This window comes from Streptomyces endophytica, from assembly GCF_026153355.1.
Classification (GTDB): Bacteria; Actinomycetota; Actinomycetes; order Streptomycetales; family Streptomycetaceae; genus Streptomyces; species Streptomyces endophytica.
The window spans coordinates 4,998,779-5,017,456 of sequence record NZ_CP110636.1 but is presented as its reverse complement, the minus strand read 5'-3'; the positions used below and the strand labels follow the sequence as shown (position 1 = coordinate 5,017,456).

The following is an 18,678-nucleotide window of genomic DNA, read 5'->3' as shown; positions in this document are numbered from 1 at the left end:
GAGGCCCCGCCGGTCCCTCGGGGGGAGCGGCACCGGCACCTGCGAGAGGGCGGCCAACTTCCCCGCGGCGTGGTCGAGTTCGTCGTCCACCGGGACGCCGGCGAGCGGTCCGGCGCCGTCCCGGCCGCCGCCCGTGTCCCCGGTCTCGGTGAGGATCGCGCCGGGGAGGAAGACCACGGCCGTGGTGCCGCCGTACGGCGAGGGCTGCAGGGTGACCCGGACGTCCTGGCGCTGGGCGAGCCGGCTGACCACGAACAGGCCGAGCCGGTCGGTGTCGGACAGCTCGAACTCGGGGGTCTCGGCGAGCCGGAGGTTGGCCTCCAGCAGCTGGTCGGGGGGCATGCCCAGCCCGCGGTCGTGGATCTCCAGGGTGTAGCCGTTGGCGACCCGCTCGCCGAGCACCTGGACGGCGGTGTGCGGCGGTGAGAAGACGGTGGCGTTCTCCAGGAGTTCGGCTATCAGGTGGGTGAGGTCGGAGACCGCCGGGCCGTCCACCGCGAGCCGGGGCAGCCGGCGCACCTCGACGCGCTCGTAGTCCTCCACCTCGGCGACCGCCGCGCGCACCACGTCCATCAGCTGGATCGGTTTGCGCCACTGCCGGGAGGGCGCCGCACCGGAGAGGATGACCAGGCCCTCGGCGTGCCGCCGCATACGGGTGGTGAGGTGGTCGAGCCGGAAGAGGTCGGCGAGCTCGTCGGTGTCCTCGGTGCGCCGCTCCATGGCGTCCAGCAGCGTCAGCTGGCGGTGCAGCAGCACCTGGCTGCGGCGGGCGAGGTTGACGAACACCTCGGAGACCCCGCGGCGCATCTCGGCCTGTTTGACGGCGGCCTCGATGGCGGCCCGCTGCAGGGTGTTGAGCGCCTGCCCGACCTGACCGGTCTCGTCCGGGCCGAATTCGAGCCGGGGCGCCTCGGTCTCCACGTCGACCTGTTCCCCGGCGGCCAGCCGGCGCATCACGCTCGGCAGCCGCACGCCGGACACCTCGTGGGCGGTCTTGCGCAGCCGGGTCAGGTCCCGGACGTGCCGGCGGCCGATGCGGAAGGAGACGATGACCGAGACCAGCAGGGCCACGAAGCCGAGGACGCCGGCGGCGACGGCCTTGAGCACGATGCTGGTGGCGGCCGGCGCGACCCGCTCCTGGTAGCGGTCGCCGGCCTCCTTGCCCATCCTGGCGAGGTCGCCGAGCACCTTCCGGGCGGTGGTGTGCCAGCGTTCGGCGTTGACCGCGTCCGGCCCGGCCCGGTCGCCGGCGGCGATCACCCGGTCCTCGTAGGAGGTGAGTTCACGGGCGGTGGCGGAGCGCCAGTAGTCCTCGTAGAGGCCGCGGTCCCGGGAGGGCAGCAGGGGCAGGTTGGTGCCGTAGAGGACCCGGCGCTCGGCGACCCGGTCGGACAGCTCGCGCACATCGCGCCGGCTCATGCTGCCGGAGGCGAGCACCGCGGACATCAGGGCGTCCTCGCGGGCCAGGGCCTCGCGGGCGCGGGTGACGTTGACCAGGGCCCGGCCCTGCTTGTCCATCTCGACGTTGTCCAGGGCGTGCACCGCGGCGAGGAAGTCGTAACCGGGATCGACCAGGGCGTCGTAGGACTCCATGGCCTCGTCGCGGGTGACGGTGTTGTCCTCGACCTGGGTGCGCAGCGAGCGGAGCGAGGACAGGCCCTTGAGGAGGGTGGTCATCCGGTCGCCGACGCCGGCGTTCAGGTCCTCGCGGACATCGCGGCCGGCGGCGTCGTGGCGGAGCCGGGCGACCAGGACGTCGGTGACCCGGGTCCGGGTGTGGAGTGCGCTCAGCGCGTCGGCGCCGCGCCGGTCGGCGAGGTAGAGCAGGCTCTGCCGGCGCTCGCGCTGCAGGGCCTGGATGACGTCCTCGACGGGATAGCCCAGGTTCTTCACGACATTGCCGACGTCCAGCAGCTGGTTGGCCGAGCGGCCGGTGACATAGGTGGTGACCGCCCACATCGTCGTCAGGGACACCAGCGGTACGAGCAGCAACGCCACGATCTTCCGGCGGACCGACTTCCCGCGAAAGCGCATGGCCTCCCCTACGTCAACCCCGGCGCACGGGGGTGGTGTTCCGTCAACAAACGGCGCGAGCCTACTACTCTCGGGGGACCAACCCGTAGGGCTCTCCAGGCCTGGTGCCGCGGCCCACGGCAGGGTCATCCCGAGTTGTCCGCCGATTCCCGGACAACCTGCCCGTATTTGCGAGCCGGAAGCGTGTACCGGCACCGGAGAGCACGGTGGGGTGGTTGGCCGGTTTTGCTCTACCCCGGGGAACCTCGCGGTGCTTCCGTGCGTGCACCATGGGGGTGGACGGGTCCGGCAGCGGGGAATCTTCCGGTGGAACCCGGGCACTCGGCAAGGAGCGGACGCGCGGGGTGAATGCGGGGAGTGTGACACGGTCATGGACACCGGCAGGGAGCCGTTGTGGCAGGAGGAGCCGGCGGCCCGGCCCCGGATGGCGGAGCCGGTGCGGACCGCCGCGGTGCGCGCCGTCATCATCGTGGCGGTCACCCTGATCCAGGCCATGGTGGCGTTCCTGTGCACGCTGTCGGGGTCCTGGCTGGCGTTCCCCGCGGTCCTCGGCACGGTCGCCGGCACGGTGGTCGCCACCTGGGCGGTGCTGGACGTCTGGGTGACCCGTCAGGTCTGGGTGCAGCGCCACGGCGTGCGGTCGCAGCCGAGCAGTACGGCCCGGGAACTGCGGCGCGAGCGGCGGCAGGCGCGCCGCCGGCAGCGGCGGGAGCGGCCGGCGACGCCGGCGGACCGGGCGGCCGCCTGAGCGAGCGCCGCGGCCGGCCGGCCCGCGAGGCCGTTATGCCACCGCCTCTTCCCTGACGGCCGGCCGGACATGGACCATTCCGTCGAAGACGCCGACCTCATGGGTGCGTACCGGGTGCCGGGCCGGCAGGCAGGTCGGGGCGCCGGTGCGCAGGTCGAACAGCGCGGCGTGCAGCGGGCATTCGACGAAGCAGCCCTCGGCCCAGCCCTCGGAGAGCGACGCGTCCTGGTGGCTGCAGGTGTCGTCGACGGCGTAGAAGCCGTCCTCGGTGTGGAAGACCGCGATGGCCGGCGTGGTCTCGTCGATCTCGATCCGTACGGACCCGCCCTCGGGCAGGTCCTCGGTGCGGCAGACGGGAATCATCTGGCCCCCTCGCGCTGATCGGTATCATGTGTTCTGAATAACGCATCGCAGAGCGCGATGCGCAACAGAATCCAAGGCGTGGAGCGGGCCGTCAAGGGCTTCCGGGAAGATGCCCTCGCACGGCCCCTCGGGGCCACCGGGTGGTGAACGAAGACCCATGTCGAATACGAGCGGGACCTCGGACGAACGGTCCGAGGAGCGGCGCGGCGGGGCGGGTTCCGTCCAGTCCGTGGACCGTGCGGTGAGCGTGCTGGAGATCCTCGCCAAGCTCGGCGAGGCCGGGGTGACCGAGATCGCCGAGGAGCTGGGCGTCCACAAGTCGACCGCCTTCCGGATCCTCGGGGTGCTGGAGGGCCGCGGGCTGGTGGAGCAGGAGAAGGAACGCGGCAAGTACTACCTCGGGTCCGGGGTGCTGCGGCTGGCCGGCGCCGCGGCGATCCGGCTGGACATCTCGCAGGAGGGCCAGCCGGTGTGCCGGGCGCTGGCCGACGACACCGGGGAGACCGCCAACATCGCGGTGCTGGACGGCGATGCCGCGGTCAACATCATGCAGGCCAGGGGCGCGGCCGCGGTCACCGCGTACAACTGGCTGGGCCGCCGCACCCCCTTGCACGCCACCGCGAGCGGCAAGGTGCTGCTGGCCCATCTGCCGCGGGAGCGCCGGGAGAGCCTGGTGACCCGCAAGCTGCCGCGCTTCACCGAGCACACGCTCACCACCCGCGGCCGCCCTGCGCGCACAGCTGACGGCCGCGCGGGAGGACGGCTTCGCCTGCACCGGCGAGGAGTTGGAGATCGGGCTGAACGCGGTGGCGGCGCCGGTGCGGGCGCACGACGGCGCGGTGATCGGCGCGATCGGCGTCTCCGGCCCGGCGTACCGGATGGCGCACGGGCTGCTGCCGGAGCTGGCCGAGCGGTCCGTGAAGGCGGCCGTCGAACTCTCCCGCCGCATGGGCTACCCGGGGTGAACGGGGCCCTCTACGGCCGCGGGGCGGCCGTCGCCGGGATGCGGCGCGGGGAGGTGCCGCGGCCGGAGGCGGTGCCCTGACCCGTGGCGCCCCGGCCGCAGCCCCGCGGGTCACCCGGCGTCCGCGCCCTCCTCGGCGGCCGGCTCCTCCGGGCGGCGGTACATCCGCGTCGCCGTGATCTGGCCGTGCACCGCCTCGCCCGACGGGTCGGGCTGCGGCAGGCCCGGCCGCAGATGCTCCTCGACGCTGATGTACTTCAGCCCCGCCCGCAGGTCCGCGTCGTTGCGCAACCGGATGACCAGCGGGAACTCGGCGAGCGCGGTGGTGTCGAACAGACCGGTGGTGTACAGCAGCTGGACGCCCAGCGCGTCGGCGACCGCCCGCTGCAGCTCCAGCAGATAGGTGGCGTTGGCACGGCCGATGGGGTTGTCCAGGAACAGCGTGCCGGCGTGCCGCTGCTTGTCCCGGCCCCGGTCGTTGCTGCGCAGCGCCGCCATCGTGCAGTACAGCGCGATCGCGGCGGTCAGCAGCTGGCCGCCGGAGAAGACGTCGCCCATCTGCCCGACCGGCACCCGCTCGGCGCGCAGCACCGCGTCCGGCTTGAGGATCTCCACCGCGACCCCGCGCGGCTGCAGCGCGGCGCTCACCCCGCGCAGCAGCAGGGACATCCCGTCCCGCCGCAGATCGCTGTTCTTCTTCACGGCCGCGCGGGTCGCCTCGTCGATGACCTCGCCCAGCCGCTCGGTGAGGGTGGCCTGGTCGGGGTCCTCGAAGCGGATCCGCAGGAACTCCTGGCCGGACCACTCCCCCAGCCCCTCCGGGAGCCGGGACAGCCGCTGGGCCGAACGGAGCGTGGTGAGCGAGGACTCGACCAGCCCGCGCAGCCGGTCGACGATCGAGTCGCGGTTGCGCTCCAGCTGGGCCAGCTCGTCGGTGAGCACCCGCAGCCGGGGCGCGAACGCCTCGGCCCACTTGGCGGCGTGGTCCGGCAGGGCCGCGGCGGGCAGTTCGCGGATCTGCTGCCGGGCCGGGGTGCGGACCTGTTCGTAGCGGGTGGAGTTGGCGTGCCGGACGAGGATGTCGGAGGCCTCGCGGACCGCGGACTCCGCGGTGGACAGGTCCGCGGCGCAGCCGCGCAGCGAGCGGCGGGACTCGGCGGCGGCCTGCCGGGCGGCGTCGAGGGAGCCGGCGTAGGGCTCGATCGGCGCCGGCGCCCCCTCCTCGGTGTCGTGGTGGTCCCGCAGCAGATCGCGCAGCAGGGCGGCGGTCTCGTCGAAGCCGCCGGCCGCGTCCTCGGCGGCGCGGTGGGACCGCAGGAGGTCCTCGTGCTCGGTCCGGGCGGTGGCCAGCGCGTCGGTGGCGGTGGCCAGTTCGCCGGACGCGGTGCGCAGCAGCTCCTTGGCGCGGTCGGCGTCGGCCGGCACCAGCTCGTCGGGGAGTTCGGTGTGCGCCTCGCCGTCCGTCGGCGCGAGCCGCTCGGCCTCGCCACGGAGCCGGCCGAGCTGCTCGCTGGCCGCCGAGGCACGGCTCTCCAGCATCTGCACCAACGATTCGGCGCGGGCCGCGGCGGCCTGCCGGGACGGGCCGTCGGCGGCGTCCGGGCTCTCCAGGAGCGCCTCGGCGCGGGTACGGACCTTGTTGGTGAGGCGGTTCAGCTCGGCCAGCGCGGCGGATTCGTCGCCCTCGGCGCGGGCCTGCTCGGCGCGCAGGTCCGCGCCGACACCGACCTTCTCGTAGAGCTGGGAGGCGGCGCGGTAGGCCTCGCGCAGCGCGGGCAGCGAGGTGCTCGGGGCCTCGGGCGCCTCGCCCAGGTCGTCCGGGACGCCGGCGATCTCGGCACGCTCGGCGCGCAGCGCACGGGCCGTCCGGCGGGCGTCGTCGGCGGCCCGCTGGGCGGCCCGGCGGTCCTCGTCGGCGGCCCGGGCGCGGTCCACGCACTCCTCGGCGCGGGCCTCGAACTCGGCGGCCTCGTCGGCGAGTTCGCGCAGCCGGGACTGCCAGGAGGCGCGCTCGCGCAGCCGGTGGGCGAGCCCGGCCAGCAGGTCGGCGGCGCGGCGGGCACGCTGCGCGGCCTCCTGCCGCTCGTCGCGCACCCGGGTGGCCTCGGCGGCCGTCTCGTCGGCCTCGGCCCGGGCCGTGCGGGCCTCGGCCAGCTCGGCGGCGGCCTCCTCGGCGGCCGTGCGGGTCTGCTCCGCGGCGTCGGCGAGCTCGGCGAGCCGGCCGGCCGGGCAGCCGGTGCGCCAGGAGCCGAGCCGGGCGGCGAGCGCGCGGTCGCCGGCGAGCCGGGCGGCCAGCACCCGGATCTCCTCGTCGCGCTCTATGGCGCGGGCCCGCAGCGCCTGCCGCTCCTCGTCGGCGGCGGATTCGTCGTGCATCGCCGGGTTCGGCGGGACGAGAAAGACGGCCGGGTCCCGCTCGTCGGCGGCGGGGGTGGGGGCGAGCAGCGCGGCGGCGGTGCCGACCGCGACGGCGGAGCGGGGCAGCAGCGCGGCCTGGCCGAGCACCTCGCGGGCCCGGGCGTGCGAGTCCGGGTCCGTGATGATCACGCCGTCGACGAGCTCGGGGCGGGCGGCCAGCACCCGGGCGTGGTCGGCCGGGTCGACGGCCTGGGCGAGGTAGCGCCAGCCGGGCAGCGCGGGCACGCCGTGTTCGCCGAGGTACTCGACGGTGGCCAGCACGTCCGGTCCGGGCGGCAGCAGGCCGCCGTCACCGAGGGCGCCGAGGATCCGGGCGTCGTCGGCGGCGGCGGTCCGCAGCTCGAAGAGCTGCCGCTCGGCGGCGGCGACGCCGTCCTCCAGCAGTTCCTGGAGCGCGTCGGCGTTGCGGTCCAGCTCCTCGGCGGTCAGCGGGCCGGCGCCGGCCGGGCGGCGCTGGGTGCCCGGCTCGGCGGCGCCACCGGCCGTACGGGGCCCGGGGACGCCGACGGTGCGGCCCTCGGCCGGCGGGAGGCCGAGGAGGTCGGCCAGCCGCGGTTCGGCGCCGATCGACTCGGCGGCCCGGCGCTCGGCGTCGAAGGCGCGCTCGGCGGCCTCGGCGGCGTCCACCGCGCGGGCCGCGGCGAGTTCGGCGGCGGCGTGCCGGGCGGTCGCCTCGCGGGCCCGGTCGGTGGCGTGGCCGGCCGCCTCCCGGGCCACGTCCCAGGTCTCGACGGCGGCCTTCTCGGCGTCCGAGGCGGCGAGCGCGGCGCGGGCCGGGTCGGCGTCCGGGGCCGCGTCGTCCAGCCAGCCGGCCCGGACGGCCTCCGCGGTCTCCTCGGCGACCTCGGCGAGCCGCTGCCGGAGGTGGTCGGCCTCGCTGCGGGCGCGCTGGGCGTGGGTGGCGGCGGCGGTCGCGTCGCGGTGCGCGGACTCGCCGGCCTCCTGGAGGGCGGCGGAGCGCTCCTCCTCCTCGTTGGCGATCCGCTCGCCGGCCTCGGCCGCGGCGTGCAGGGCGCGCACGAGGTCGGCGGCGGCGGTGGCGCGGGCGGCGAGCGCGGGCGCGGCGTCCCGCTCGGCCTCGCGGATGGCGGCGGCGACCCGGGCGGAGCGGTCGGCGGCGGCGCGGTGCCGCAGCGCGGTCTCGGCGGCCTGCCAGGCGCTGTGCAGCGTACGGGCGTCGTTGAGCTCGCGGCGCTGGGCGGCGGCGCCCTTCTCGGCGGCGGCCAGCGCCAGCGAGGCGTGCCGGTAGGCGAGTTCGGCGGAGACCAGGGCGCGGCGCTCGCGGACCCGCTCGGCGTCGGTGACGCGGTGGGCCGCGGTGGCGACCTGCTCGGCCAGCTCGGCGGCGCGGCCGCGCTCCTCGGTGCCGCGGGCGTGCAGCCGCTGGGCCAGGGCGCGGGTGCGGCGCTCGGCGCCGGCGTGTACCTCGCGGGCGCGTTCGCGCTGTTCGGCGGCGTCGGCGATGCGGGAGAGCAGGTCGAGGGAGCCGGCGGTGAAGTCGCGTTCGGCGGTGAGCTCGGCGCGCCGGCCGAGCTTGTGGGCGAAGCCGTGCACGAGGTCGGCGAGGCCGTCGGTGTCCCGGGTGTCGGTGACGGCGCGCAGCAGCAGGTCGGTGAAGTCGGAGTCGTTCTTGACCGCGAAGAGGCCGGCCGCCTCGCCCTCGTCGGCGTTCATCTCGCGCTGGTAGCGGAAGAGTTCCGGGTCCAGGCCCAGCTCGCCGAGGTGGACGTTCCAGCGCTCGTGGCCCTCCTCCCAGACCACGTCCAGATTGGGGTAGTTCTTCCCCGCCTCGGTGAGGACGTCACGGAAGCCCTTCATCGTGCGGCGGCGGCCCTGGGCGCCGGAGCTGCCCTCGGCGCCCTCCTGGCGTGGCCGGACGACGGTGGCCTCGGCGACCGGCAGCGAGTCCAGGCTCATGCCGGGGCCGGGGCGGAAGCTGTACCACGCCTCGGCGAACTTGCGGGGGTCGTTGGAGACCTGCCGGCCGCGCCATTCGCTGACCTTGCCGACGACGACGGACTCGCCGGTGAGGACGTGCTGCCACTCCAGGGCGACGTGGCCGCAGTCGTCGGCGAGCAGGAATTTGCGCAGCACGCCGGAGCTGGCGCCGCCGAGGGTGTTGCGGTGACCGGGCAGCATCACCGAGAAGATCAGCTTGAGCAGGACGGACTTGCCGCCGCCGTTCTCCAGGAAGAGCACGCCCGCGGGGGCCGGCCGGCGCGGCGGCCCGACCGGCTCGTCCTCGAAGAAGTCCGCCTGGGCCGGGGCCGGTCGGGGCACGGGCGCGCCGACTCCGCGCAGGTCCAGCACGGTGTCGGCATAACGCGCACCGGCGGGCCCGATGGAGTAGAGACGGACCCGGGACAGCTCGTACATGGCGGACTTTCGTTGTCGGGGCGGGAGGCGGCGGGGCGGGGCGGGCGGTCAGCCGGAGTGGAAGGGCAGGCCGGCGTCCGCGACCAGGTCGAGGGCGTCGGTGTCCTCGCCGGGCAGCAGCGAGGCGCTGCCGTCGGCGACCGGGACGATGCCCAGGTCCAGGAGCTCGGCCATGGCGGCGCTGCCGGCCATGTCGCGGACCTGGAGTTGGTAGCGGGCGGTGGTGCGGTAGGCGCCGCCGGCGTCGTCGCCGGTGCGCTGCAGGAAGCCGGAGTCGACGAGGAAGGTGACGGCCTTGGCGATGATGCCGGTGGTCGAACCGGCCAGCCGCCGGGCGTCCTTGGTGGCGCCGGTGGCGCTGCGCCGCGCGTAGATCCGCCAGGCGGATTCCAGGCCGGGCGCGTCGGTGGCCGGGTCGGTGTTCTCGCCCTGCTGCTCGGCGCGCTCCTCCAGGCGGCGGCAGGTCTGCCGGACGAAGGCGTCGACGCCGTTGACGGTGATCCGGCCGATGTAGCCGTCGTCGGCGAGGTCCTCGGGGCGCGGGAAGGCGAGCGCGGCGACCGCGAGGTGGGCCAGGCCGTGCAGGAAGCGGTCGGCGGAGTCGGCGGAGGCGCGGCGGGCGTAGTCGCCCATGCGGACCGCGAAGACGGAGTCCTCGGCGGCGGTGACGGCCATGCCGGCGCGGGTGGAGACCTCCAGGACGACCAGGCCGAGGCCGGTGGCGACGGCGTCGGCGAGCCGGGCGAAGGCGGGGTCGTCGCGGTAGCGGCGCAGGAGTTCGCCGTAGTCGGCGTCGCGGGCGGGCAGCAGCTTGGGCTGGAGTCCGAAGGAGACCAGCCGCGCGGCGTCCGCGGCGTCGGCCGGGGTGACGGGGGCGTGGCCGGTGGTCTGCCCGGCCGGTGCGCCGTCGGCGGCGGGCGCGCCCCGGTCCGGTTCGCCGGGCGGGGACGCCAGGTCCGGCTGCGGCGTCTCGTCGGCGTCGTACGGGGTCACGGGACAAGCTCCTTGCGGGGGACGGTCGGGGGCGGTGCGGGCGGGGTCGCGGGCGTCATCAGGCGACCTCCGAGCGGTCGGCGGCCATGCCCGCGGCGTCCAGCAGGGCCGTGCCGACGATGAGGTCGGCGCCGCCGAACTCGGGGTCGGCCAGCTCGGTGCCGTCGTCGACGGCGAACAGCAGCTGCTGTTCGCCCTGGCGGTAGGCGGTGCCGACCGGGGGCTGGCGGCGTGCACCGCCAGCAGGGCGACGAGGTAGGGGAGTTCGGGGTCGCCGCGGCGGGCCTCGGCGAGCAGGCCGGAGAGCCGGCGGGGCGCGTCCGGCGGCAGGTCGAGCAGGGCCATCGCGGCGTCGAGCTGGGCCTCGCTGAAGCGGCTGTCGTCGGGCGTGGCCACCAGGTCGGGCTCGGGCATCTCGGCGCCGAGGTGCTCGCGCTCGACGGGCGGGGTGAGCAGCACCTCGACGAGGTCGCCGACGCGGACGGCGGCGGGGGTGCGCAGGCCGGTGCCGTGCGCGAAGAAGGCGTCGGTGACGCGGGTGGCGTGCTCCACGGGGAGCGGCAGCACGGGGGCGACGAGCTGGCCGTACAGGTCGAGGCCGGCCCGGGCGACGGGGGTGGCGAACGCCTGCCGGTCCTGTTCGGCGCGGAAGAGCGGGCCGGCCTCCAGCAGCCGCGACTGGAGCTGGGTGTGGCGGCGGATGCAGTCCTTGACGATGTCGACGAGCTCGGCGGCGCGCCGCTTGTGCTCGGGTTCCTCGGCCTCGTCGCGGGCCTTGCGGATGTTGGTGAGGATGGCGTTCTCGTGGCGGTAGCGGTCCGCGACGTGGTCCAGCGCCTCGTTGATCATGTCGGGGACGGTTTCCAGCCAGTCGACCGCGCGGACGTTGCGCCGGGTGGCGTCCAGGGTCCGGCGGAGGGTCTCGGCGTACTGGACGGTGCGGTAGCGGGCCTGTTCGGCGGCGAGCTGGGCGTCGGCCAGCCGGCCGCGGCTGATCAGCACCTCCAGCTTGACCTCGGCGGCGATCTGGGCGCTGGTGACATCGGTGTCGAGCGCGCCGACCAGGACGTTGACCGCTTCGTCGGTGGCGCGGAGGTAGACGGTGCCGCCGGCGCCGGGGACCTCTTCGATGAGCTTGAAGTCGTAGTCGCGGCGGATGTACTCGCCGTCGGTGGTGAAGGTGCCGTAGACGGCGCGGAAGCCGCGGTCGACGCTGCCGACGTTGATGAGGTTCTCCAGCACCCAGCGGGCCACCCGCTCGTGTTCGGCGGTGGGGCGGCCGGGGGTCTGGGCGGCGACCCGGGGGAGCACCTTGGCCACTATTTCCTCGTGGTCGGCGCCGGTGTCGAAGTCCATGTTGAGCGTGACCAGGTCGATGACGGCGAGCGCCACCTCCGCCATGGCGTAGACGCCGTACTCGCCCGCGAGGTTGGCCTTGCGCGCGTCGAGGTCGTGCAGCGGCGCGGTGCAGGCCAGGGCACGCAGCCGGCGGGCCAGGCCTTCGTCGGCGGCCGGGCCCGGCGCGGGGCGGTTCACCCCGTTGAGCTGGGGCGCAGCGGGCCCCTGGGCGGGAAAAGTCACGTCGCACAGAGTAGGCGCTCGCACTGACAACGGACGAAACGGCGCGGATCCGCTCATGGGTGGAACGGCTGCCGGATCCCTTGACGGACCGCGGGCGGGCGGCGTTTCGGCCGGTCGGCCAGTTTACGGCGTGGCCGGCCGCGGCCGGGCGTCAGGCCCCTTTGCCGGTCACGTCCCGAAAGGTCCGTCGCCGGCCGGCGGTCCGTCCAGGGCGAGCACGGCGAAGGTGGCGAGCCAGTGGTCGGCGGTGAAGTCTCCGGTGACGGTGTGCGGGAGGCCGGCGACCAGGTGGTCGCGGGCCGCGGCGGTGAGGACCGGGCGGCGCGGGTCACCGTCGGGCAGCGCGGCGGCGATCCGGCGCAGTGCGGCCGCCCGGCTCAGCGAGAGGCCGATGAGGTGGCCGATCTGGGGGTCGGCGGGGTCGGAGACGGTGGGCGGGCCGAGCAGCGCGGCCGGGGCGCGCCGGTCGAGGCCGGGCAGGAAGCGGCCCAGCCAGGCGGCGAATTCCGGGCCCGGCAGGACCCGGGCCATCGCCTCGGCCTCACTGAGCGCCGGGGAGAGGAAGTCCTGTCCGGAGGGCTCCCAGTGGGCGGGCGCGGTGTGGTCGTCGGTGAACCAGCGGCGCAGCGTACGGGCGACCGGCCCGGCCAGCGCGGGGCGGCCGGCCGCGGCGGCGCTGTCCAGGACCAGGCCGAGCGCGAAGGCACTGTTGGTGTGGGTGCCGTGGCGGACGGGATAGGTGGCGCGCGGCAGCCAGGCGCGCAGCAGGGCGTCGACGGTTTCGGCCGCGGGCGCCAGGGCGGCGGCCCAGCGTTCCCCCTCGGCGCCGCCGAGCGCCCGGCATTCGGCGGCCAGGGCCAGCAGCCAGGCCCAGCCGTAGGGCCGCTCGAAGGACGGGTGGGCGCGCAGGTAGGCGGCTTCCGCGGCGAGGTGGGCGGGGGTGAGGTGGGCGTCGAGGACGGCGGTCACCGCCGCGCGGGGGACGCGCCGGGGGCAGCGGCGCAGCAGCCGGACGAGCAGCCAGTGCATGTGGACCGCGGAGTGCCAGTCGTACGCGCCGTGGAAGGCGGGGTGGTGGGTGCGGGGCGGCACCAGGTCCTCGGGTCCGGCGAGCAGGTGCATCGGGGCGTACGGGTAGGCGCGGGTCACGTTGGCCCGGGCCAGGTCGGCGAACCGCTCGGCGTGCGCGGCGAGTTCGGTGGCGTGGGCGCCGGTGGCGGTGCTCAATGGGTGGCTCCGCCGGCGATGCGGAGGTCGGTGCGGGTGCGGGCCGCGGTGGCGGTGATCTCCCGCAGCGCCCGGGCGACCGCTTCGACCGGGAGGGACGGCTGGGCGCGGTCGGTGACCTGCTCGGGGGCGTAGGGGACGTGCACGAATCCGCCGCGCACGCCGGTGAGTTCGGTGGCGATGAGGTGGGCGAGGCCGTAGAAGACGTGGTTGCAGACGAAGGTGCCGGCGGTGTTGGAGACCGAGGCGGGCAGGCCGGCGGCGCGTACCGCCGCCACGCAGGCCTTGATGGGCAGGGTGGAGAAGTAGGCGGCGGGGCCGCCGGGCACGACCGGTTCGTCGACGGGTTCGGCGCCCGTGGCGTCGGGGATGCGGGCGTCGTCGACGTTGAGGGCGACGCGTTCGACGGTGATGTCGGGGCGGCCGCCGGCCTGGCCGACGCAGAGGACTATCTCGGGGCGGGCCTCGTCGATCGCGGCGCGCAGCACGGCCACCGACGCGCCGTAGACGCAGGGCAGTTCGACGGCGGAGGCCTCGATTCCGGGCGGCGGTTCGGCCGCGGCGGCGCGTACCGCCTGCCAGGAGGGGTTGACGGTTTCCCCTTCGAAGGGGGCGAATCCGGTCAGCAGTACCCGGGTCATACGGTCGTCCTCGGTGCGGGTGGGCGGAGGGGGACTGCGCGGGCACGGCGGTGGGGGCGCCGTGCCGCGGCGGGGCGGGCCGGTTCAGAAGGCGAACAGGGCCATGATCACGATGTTGCAGCCGAGCAGGACGCCCGCGGTGGGCAGTTGGGCCTTGATGGGCCCGTACTGGTCCTTCAGCTCCAGCAGGGCGGCCGGGACGATGTTGAAGTTGGCGGCCATGGGCGTCACGAGGGTGCCGCAGAAGCCGGCGAGCATGCCGACGGCCAGGACGGCGGCGGGGTTGCCGTGGAAGTGCCCGATGAGCACGGGCCAGCCGACGGCCGCGGTCATCACGGGGAAGGCGGCGAAAGCGTTGCCCATGACGATGGTGAAGGCGAACATGCCCACGCAGTACAGGGCGATGGCGAGGTACAGGGAGTCCTTGGGCAGGACGGAGGTGGTGAGTTCGCCGACCCGGTCGCCGACACCGGAGACCTGGAAGATCGCGCCGAGGGTGGCCAGCATCTGCGGCAGCAGCATCGCCCAGCCCATCGCCTCCAGCATGGAGCGGCCGGCCTGGACGGGCACCGCGATCCGCTTCTCGCGCAGCATCACCATGCCGACGACGAGGGCGGAGACGGCGCCGATGCCCAGGCCCAGGATGGTTTCGCTGCCCTCCTGGAGGACCGGTTCGCCGCCTATGGAGAGGTGCTTGACGCCGATGGCGCAGGCCATGGCGACGGCCGGGATGGTGAGCGCGGGGACGAACAGCTTGTTGCCGAGCCGGGCCGCGCTGGCCGTGCGCTCCTCGGGGGTGGTGGTGCGCGGGGTGCCGCGTCCGGTGAAGCCGAAGCCGGCCAGGCAGGCCATGACGAGCACGGCGACGCCGAGCGGTTCGGCGGGTGCCTGCTTGGTGACGACCCAGCTGCTGTAGACGAAGCCGGCGCCGATCAGGCCCCAGAAGGCGCCGGTGCCGTACCGCTTGGGGTTGCTGCGGTCGGTGAGCATCTGGGCGGCCATCACCAGGAAGCTGAGGCCGACCAGCCAGTAGAACCATTCCGCCTTGATCACTGGGCTGCCTCCACTGCGGTGCCGGACGGGACGGGGGCGGTGCCGAGTTCGCGCTCCAACTGGCGGTCCAGGCGCAGCAGTCGCCAGCCGTGGACCAGGAAGGCGCACACCGCGGTGGGGATGGCCCACAGCGCGAGCTGCAGCGGTTCGAGGTGGGTGCCGTAGGTGGTGTTGACGAAGCCGGTGATCAGCAGGATCGAGCCGACCGCGAGGAAGACGTCCTCGCCGAAGAACAGGCCGACGTTGTCCGCGCTGGCGGAGAACGACCGGATCTTCTCCCGGGTCCGTTCGGGCAGCCCGCCGTACTTGCGCTCGGCGGCGCCCTCGGCCATCGGGACGGCGAGCGGGCGGACGGTCTGGGCGTGCCCGAAGACGTTGGTCAGTCCGACGGCGGCGCCGATCTGCCGCAGGCCCAGGTAGAGCGCGAGGTACCGGCCGGTGGTGAGCCGGCCGAAGCGGGCGATGAGGGTGCGGGCGCGTTCCTGGAGGCCGTAGCGCTCCAGGAGGCCGATGACCGGGAGGGTGATCGCGAAGATGGTCACCGCCCGGCTGCCGGCGAAGCCCTCGCCGAAGGCGGCGAGGACCTTGCCGGGGGACAGTCCGCCCAGGAGGCCGGTGGCGATGCCGGCCACCGCGACGACCAGGAGCGGATTGCGTTTCGTGGCGAAGCCGATCACGACCACGAGCACGCCGAGGAGCACGATCATGGGTCCGCCTTCCGCGTACGGGACCACAGGGGGTCCGGGAGAGGGGTGAAGAGATTGCAGCGGAGGCTAGGCGATTGTTCAACGATCCGACAAGGGGTCTGCGCGGACGAACCTCGGATCGCGCGTCAGTCCCGGGCGATGTGCTGGGCGTACGCGCCCGACAACTGGCTGCGCGAGTCCTCCAGGTAGGACAGCAGCAGCCGTTCGGCCTCGACCGCGTCGCCGGCCTGCAGGGCTTCCACGATCTGCCGGTTCCGGGTCAGATAGGGCGCGTGGAACCGCCGGGGATCGGCCATGACGTGGAAGACCAGCCGCAGTTCGGCCAGCACGCCGCGCATCAGCTCGTCGGTGCGCGGGCTGCCGGCCAGCGCCACGATGCCCTGGTGGAAACGGATGTTGGCGGTCGACAGGTCCTGCCACGCGCGGTCGTGGGAGGCCGCCTCACCGGCCCGCACGGCCGCCTCGATCGCGGCGACGGCAGCGGTCGTCCGGTCGTCGTGGGGCCCCTCCCCCAGGCCGCGTACCGCCGCGCACTCGACGAGCATGCGCACCCGGTAGATGTCGTCCAGGTCCTCGACCGTCACCACCCGCACGAACACCCCCCGGTTGAGCTCGTGCACCAGCAGCCGCTCGTGCGTCAGCAGCCGGAAGGCCTCGCGCAGGGTGTTGCGGGAGACGCCCAGCGCGCCGCCGATGCTCTCCTCCGACAGCCGGGCGCCGGGCGGGAAGTAGCCCTCGGTGATCCGGTCACGCAGGATGTCGGCGACCCGCTCCGCCGTACTGGCGCGGCCCAGCAGGGCCCGGTCCCGTTCCAGTCCCGCGACCTCGGCGAGCCGCCGCTGATCGTTCTTCGCCACTCCGCCGGCCATCTGGCTCCCCGCTCTCGTGCCGTGCCCGGTGGCCGTCCGGGCCGTCCGGGCGTCGTGTGGACGGAAGTCAATCCCAGATCCGGGGACAAGACAACGGAACCTCCTCCGGGGCCCGCACACCTCTTGTCGGATCGTTCAACGATCCTCTACGTTGTCCCCCAACGCCGGTCGGCTCGAGTGCCCTCGGGGGAGAGTCACTACGGATACGGGCCGACCGGTTCGCCCCCGCCGTCCCTCCCCCGCCCGCAACCGGGCCGCCCCGGCCCGCCCGGCCGGCACCGAGCACCCTGGAACGGAGCGACATGAGCGACGCGGTGGACTCCCCCGGCGACGCCCCCGTCATCGACCTCAACGCCGACCTCGGCGAGGGCTTCGGCCGCTGGCAGCTCACCGACGACGAGGCCCTGCTGTCCGTGGTGACCAGCGCCAACGTCGCCTGCGGCTTCCACGCCGGCGACCCGGCCACGATGCGCCGGGTCTGCGCGCTGGCCGCCGAGCGCGGCGTGGTCATCGGCGCCCAGGTCTCCTACCGCGACCTGGCCGGCTTCGGCCGCCGCGCGATGGACGTGCCGCCGGACGAACTCGCCGACGAGATCGCCTACCAGATCGGCGCCCTGGAGGTCTTCGCCCGGACGGCCGGCGCCCGGGTCGGCTACGTCAAACCGCACGGCGCGCTCTACAACCGCTGCGTCCACGACGCGGAGCAGGCGGGCGCCGTGGTCGCCGGCATCCGCACCGCGGGCGGCGGACTGCCGGTCCTCGGACTGCCCGGCTCCCGGTTGCACGAGGCCGCCCGGCAGGCCGGACTGCCGGTGGTCGGCGAGGCGTTCGCGGACCGCGCCTACACCGCCGCCGGCACCCTCGTCCCGCGCCGCGAGCCGGGCGCGGTCGTCCACGACCCCGACGAGGTCGTCAAGCGCGCCCTGGGCATGGCCCGGGACCGCGCGGTCACCGCGATCGACGGCCATCGGGTGGAGATCACCGCCCGCTCGCTGTGCCTGCACGGCGACACCCCGGGCGCCGCCGGCCTGGCCCGGCGCGTCCGGTCCGAGCTGACCGCGGCCGGGGTGCGCCTCCGGAGCTTCGTATGAGGCCGCTGCCGGTCGGCGAACACGGCCTGCTGATCGAGCTGGACAGCGCCGAGGAGGTCGGCGCGCTCCACGCCGAGCTGCTGCGCCGGGCCGCCGACGGCACCCTGTCATCGGTCGGGGGCACCTCCCGGACGACGTTCGGGGGAGAGATCGTGCCGGCCGCCCGCACGGTCTTCCTCGGCGGCCTGGCCGACCCCCGCGGGCTGATCGCCGAACTCGCGACCTGGGACGTCCCGCCGCGCCCCGCCGACGACCGGCCGGCCGTCGAGATCCCGGTCCGCTACGACGGCCCCGACCTCGCCGACGTCGCCGCCCTGTGGGGCACCACCCCCGACGAGGTCGCCCGCCGGCATTCCGGCACGACCTTCCACGTCGCCTTCTGCGGCTTCGCGCCCGGCTTCGGCTATCTGACCGGGCTGCCCGAGCCGCTGCACGTGCCGCGCCGGGACACCCCCCGGACCAAGGTCCCGGTCGGCTCGGTCGCGCTGGCCGGCCCGTACACCGGGGTCTATCCGCGCTCCTCCCCCGGCGGCTGGCAGCTGATCGGCACCACCGACGCCGTGCTGTGGGACCCGCGCCGGGAACCGGCCGCGCTGCTCACCCCCGGCACCCGCGTCCGCTTCGTCCCGCTGGAGACCACCCGATGACCGACCGCGCCCTCGCGGTGGTCCGGGCCGGTGCGCTCACCACCGTGCAGGACCTCGGCCGCCCCGGTCACGCCCACCTCGGGGTGCCGCGGGCCGGCGCCCTGGACGGGCCCGCGCACCGCCTCGCCAACCGCCTGGTCGGCAACCCCGAGACGGCCGCCACCCTGGAGACGACGCTGACCGGCTGTGCCGTACGGGTGCGGACGGCCACCACGGTCGCGGTCACCGGCGCGCCCTGCCCGGTGACCGTCGACGGCCGCCCCGCCCCCTGGGGCGCCCCGGTGCGCGTCCCGGCGGGCGCCGTCCTGGACGCCGGGCCGGCCGTGCACGGGCTGCGCTCCCACCTCGCCTTCGCGGGCGGGATCGACACCGAGGAGGTGCTCGGCAGCCGCGCCGCCGATCTGCTCTCCGGCCTCGGCCCCGACCCGCTCACCGACGGAGCGGTGCTACCGCTGGGCGCCCCGTACGGCCCGCCCGCCGCCGCGGACGCCGTCCCGCACCCGGGCCCGGTGACCGAACTGTGCCTGCCGTTCCTGCCCGGCCCGCGCGACGACTGGTTCACCGGGGCCGGGCTGCGCACCCTGACCACCGGCCGCTTCACGGTCTCGGCGGCCAGCAACCGCATCGGGCTGCGCACCGAGGGCCCGCCGCTGGAACGCGCCCGGACCGGTGAACTCCCCAGCGAGGGCATGCCGTTGGGCGCCCTGCAGGTCCCGCCGAACGGCCTGCCGGTGCTCTTCCTGCACGACCACCCCACGACCGGCGGCTACCCGGTCATCGGCGTGGTGCCCGAGCGTTTCCTGGCCCCGGCGGCACAGGCGGTGCCGGGCACCCCGGTCCGGTTCGTGCGCCTCGGCCGGCGGCCGGCCCGGGTGGCGCACTCCGGGTGACGCCGGCGCGCACCGCCGCCCGAAGTGGGCACCGTACGCCGGCCGTTCGCGCCCGGCGCTCCACCTCCGCCCGCGT

General features: G+C 75.3%; 12 protein-coding genes and 3 pseudogenes. 5 read left to right on the top strand and 10 right to left on the bottom strand.

Going from position 1 to position 18,678, the window contains the following annotated elements; all coding sequences use genetic code 11:
• Nucleotides 1–222: 222 nt before the first annotated feature.
• Nucleotides 223–1,959 (bottom strand): annotated as a pseudogene (locus OJ254_RS22465) (sensor histidine kinase); the annotation flags it as partial.
• A gap of 445 nt (nucleotides 1,960–2,404) precedes the next feature.
• On the opposite strand from OJ254_RS22465, the gene OJ254_RS22460 reads away from it, so the two are divergent.
• On the top strand, nucleotides 2,405–2,782 hold the full coding sequence (locus OJ254_RS22460) for a hypothetical protein (protein ID WP_265363779.1): 378 nt from the start codon (nucleotides 2,405–2,407) through the stop codon (nucleotides 2,780–2,782).
• 33 nt (nucleotides 2,783–2,815) lie between these two features.
• On the opposite strand, the gene OJ254_RS22455 is transcribed toward OJ254_RS22460, so the two are convergent.
• Nucleotides 2,816–3,145, bottom strand: a complete 330-nt coding sequence (locus OJ254_RS22455) for a bifunctional 3-phenylpropionate/cinnamic acid dioxygenase ferredoxin subunit (protein WP_265363778.1) — start codon at nucleotides 3,143–3,145, stop codon at nucleotides 2,816–2,818.
• 157 nt (nucleotides 3,146–3,302) lie between these two features.
• Here OJ254_RS22455 and OJ254_RS22450 point away from each other — a divergent pair.
• Nucleotides 3,303–4,110: pseudogene (locus OJ254_RS22450) on the top strand (IclR family transcriptional regulator).
• Between the two features lie 110 nt (nucleotides 4,111–4,220).
• On the opposite strand, the gene OJ254_RS22445 reads toward OJ254_RS22450, so the two are convergent.
• From OJ254_RS22445 to OJ254_RS22410, 8 genes and pseudogenes are all read right to left on the bottom strand, one after another.
• Entirely contained in the window at nucleotides 4,221–8,903 is a 4,683-nt protein-coding gene (locus OJ254_RS22445; protein ID WP_265363777.1) for a coiled-coil domain-containing protein, read from the bottom strand.
• 48 nt (nucleotides 8,904–8,951) lie between these two features.
• Nucleotides 8,952–9,896, bottom strand: a complete 945-nt coding sequence (locus tag OJ254_RS22440; protein WP_265363776.1) for a hypothetical protein — start codon at nucleotides 9,894–9,896, stop codon at nucleotides 8,952–8,954.
• Nucleotides 9,897–9,954: 58 nt separating this feature from the next.
• Nucleotides 9,955–11,477, bottom strand: a pseudogene (locus OJ254_RS22435) (hypothetical protein).
• A gap of 168 nt (nucleotides 11,478–11,645) precedes the next feature.
• Complete coding sequence (locus tag OJ254_RS22430; RefSeq protein ID WP_265363775.1) at nucleotides 11,646–12,704, bottom strand: DUF2891 domain-containing protein; 1,059 nt, start codon at nucleotides 12,702–12,704, stop codon at nucleotides 11,646–11,648.
• Nucleotides 12,701–13,345: a pyroglutamyl-peptidase I gene (pcp, locus tag OJ254_RS22425; RefSeq protein ID WP_265363774.1), complete on the bottom strand. Its 645-nt coding sequence runs from the start codon at nucleotides 13,343–13,345 to the stop codon at nucleotides 12,701–12,703. The genes OJ254_RS22430 and pcp overlap by 4 nt, the downstream gene beginning before the upstream one ends.
• An 84-nt stretch (nucleotides 13,346–13,429) precedes the next feature.
• Nucleotides 13,430–14,398, bottom strand: a complete 969-nt coding sequence (locus OJ254_RS22420; RefSeq protein ID WP_265363773.1) for a DUF979 domain-containing protein — start codon at nucleotides 14,396–14,398, stop codon at nucleotides 13,430–13,432.
• Nucleotides 14,395–15,105 carry a DUF969 domain-containing protein gene (locus tag OJ254_RS22415; RefSeq protein ID WP_265363772.1) on the bottom strand — a complete coding sequence of 237 codons (711 nt, stop codon included), beginning with the start codon at nucleotides 15,103–15,105 and terminating at the stop codon, nucleotides 14,395–14,397. The genes OJ254_RS22420 and OJ254_RS22415 overlap by 4 nt, the downstream gene beginning before the upstream one ends.
• 125 nt (nucleotides 15,106–15,230) lie before the next feature.
• The gene (locus tag OJ254_RS22410; protein WP_265363771.1) at nucleotides 15,231–15,974 is read right to left on the bottom strand and encodes a GntR family transcriptional regulator; all 744 of its coding nucleotides are present in this window, start codon (nucleotides 15,972–15,974) and stop codon (nucleotides 15,231–15,233) included.
• A 302-nt stretch (nucleotides 15,975–16,276) separates the two neighbouring features.
• Between OJ254_RS22410 and OJ254_RS22405 the strand changes: the two genes are divergently transcribed.
• The 3 genes from OJ254_RS22405 to OJ254_RS22395 are packed head-to-tail and all read left to right on the top strand — an operon-like array spanning nucleotide 16,277 to nucleotide 18,602.
• Nucleotides 16,277–17,065 (top strand): LamB/YcsF family protein, encoded by a 789-nt coding sequence (locus OJ254_RS22405; RefSeq protein WP_265363770.1) that lies wholly within the window; start codon nucleotides 16,277–16,279, stop codon nucleotides 17,063–17,065.
• A complete protein-coding gene (locus OJ254_RS22400) occupies nucleotides 17,062–17,712 on the top strand; it encodes a 5-oxoprolinase subunit B family protein (protein ID WP_265363769.1) in 651 nt (216 codons plus the stop codon). Before OJ254_RS22405 ends, OJ254_RS22400 begins: the two co-directional genes overlap by 4 nt.
• A complete protein-coding gene (locus tag OJ254_RS22395; protein ID WP_265363768.1) occupies nucleotides 17,709–18,602 on the top strand; it encodes a 5-oxoprolinase subunit C family protein in 894 nt (297 codons plus the stop codon). The genes OJ254_RS22400 and OJ254_RS22395 overlap by 4 nt, the downstream gene beginning before the upstream one ends.
• The last annotated feature ends 76 nt before the right edge of the window (nucleotides 18,603–18,678 follow it).